General features: G+C 61.7%; 1 protein-coding gene. It reads right to left on the bottom strand.

The window, feature by feature from the left end; translation table 11 throughout:
• Positions 1-115 precede the first annotated feature (115 nt).
• Positions 116-1,678: an amino acid permease gene (locus tag PMI26_RS00020; RefSeq protein WP_007981144.1), complete on the bottom strand. Its 1,563-nt coding sequence runs from the start codon at positions 1,676-1,678 to the stop codon at positions 116-118.
• Positions 1,679-1,837: the final 159 nt, after the last annotated feature.

The following is a 1,837-nucleotide window of genomic DNA, read 5'->3' on the forward strand; positions in this document are numbered from 1 at the left end:
TTAGATGCGGATTTGTCGGCGCAATCGCGATCGACGCAGTGGCGCTGTACGTTTTTTTGGTCCTGAAGCAGGCGTGAACCTGTTTCAGGACTGGACTAAATGCACGCAGTGGCCATCAAACGCCGGTTTGTTTGTTCAACGCCGCTTCCGCCGCAGCGATTTCAGCCTGGCGCTTGACGATCATGTCGCCCACCGGTGGCCCCTGGAAGCGTCGGGCTTCAAAACCGAACCAGACGATGGCGGTCAGCACCAGGAAGCCGATGGTGATGTACAGCGCCCAATCGTTCGGTGGCTGGATGCCGATGACGAAAATGATGATCATCGACAGGATCGAGAGGATGGCGAACACCGAGTACCAGAATCGCCCCATGTTCCATGGCCCCATGGTCGGCCACTTCGACGTCCCGTAGGTAAACAGGCCGAGCACGATGGGGATGGCGAAGGAGAAGAACAGGAAGATCACCGTGCAGGACACCACGATCGTGTAGACCGGCGTTGCCCCGACCGAGATCACCGACGAGCCCCAGTCGAACAGGACGGCAAGGGTGGCACCGGTCCAGATGGCCGCCACCGGGCTGCGAAAGGTCGGCGAGACGGAGGACAGGGCTTTGGAGCAGGGCAGGCCACCGTCCCGGGAGAAGGCGAAAATCATGCGCGAAACCGAGGTGACGGTGGCCAGCCCGCAGAGTACCTGCGAGATGAAAATCGCCACGAAAAGCACCAGTTTCAAGGTCGGGTTGACCTGGGTGTTCATGGCCCAGAAAAACACGTTCCAGCCTTGCTTGGCCGCCTCGTCCATGCTCGGCAGCATCAGCACGAACGCGCTGAGCATCAGCCAGCCGAACAGCAGCGACCAGACCACCGACATGACCATGCCGCGGGGTACCGACATGGCCGCGTTGCGGGTTTCCTCGGAGGTATGCGCCGAGGCGTCATAGCCGGTGATGGTGTAGATCGGCAACAGCAGGCCGAGCATGAACACCCAGCCGTTGGAGACCTGCGGCCAGACGCCGCCGCCCGCTTCGCCGGAATAGTTGCCGAAGGTCCACAACCGCGCGAATTCATAGCTGGGTGCCGAGATCAGGCAAACGATGGTCAGCGCCAGCGCCGTGGCGAAGATCAGGTAGCCGGAGAAGTCGGTGAGCCTGGCGGTCAGGCCGATACCCAAGTGGTTGCACAAGGCCTGAAGGCCGGTGAGGATTGCCAGGAAAATCACCCGGACCGTGGTCGTGTCCTCCATGCCCAGTGCCGGTCCGAAGGCACCGAAAAAGAAGTAATAGGTCCCGACGTTGATCGCCCCCAGCACCGTGACCAGCCCCAGCAGGTTGAACCATGCGGTCAGCCAGCCAGTGAAGCGGTTACCGAGGATCGAGCCCCAGTGGTACAGGCCGCCGGCGGTGGGGTAGGCCGAGGAGATCTGCGCCATGGCCATGGCGAATACCCCGGAGATCAGGCAGCCGATCGGCCAGCCGATCCCGATGGATATGCCGCCCGCGCCCGAGGTGCCCTGGGCCAGTGAGTTGATGCCGCCGGAGAGGATGCAGATGATCGAAAAGGAAATGGCGAAGTTGGAGAAAACACCCATTCGTCGTGAGAGTTGCTGGGCGTAGCCCATGCTGTGCAGCACCTTGACGTCCTCGTCATGCGCCTCGGTGCCCGGCTGGCTTGTTGGGTTCATTGTTGTGTGCCCCTTTTCAGGTTTTGGACAGGCCGAACTGAGCCGCCGTAGGCTCGACCTTGGTTTTCTGTAGGAGCGAGCCTGCTCGCGATGGACTTGAGGACGACGCGGGGTGTCAGGCTCCCCGCGTCATCGTTGACGTCCATCGCGAGCAGGCTC

It is taken from the genome of Pseudomonas sp. GM33 (genome assembly GCF_000282295.1).
GTDB lineage: Bacteria > Pseudomonadota > Gammaproteobacteria > Pseudomonadales > Pseudomonadaceae > Aquipseudomonas > Aquipseudomonas laurylsulfatiphila.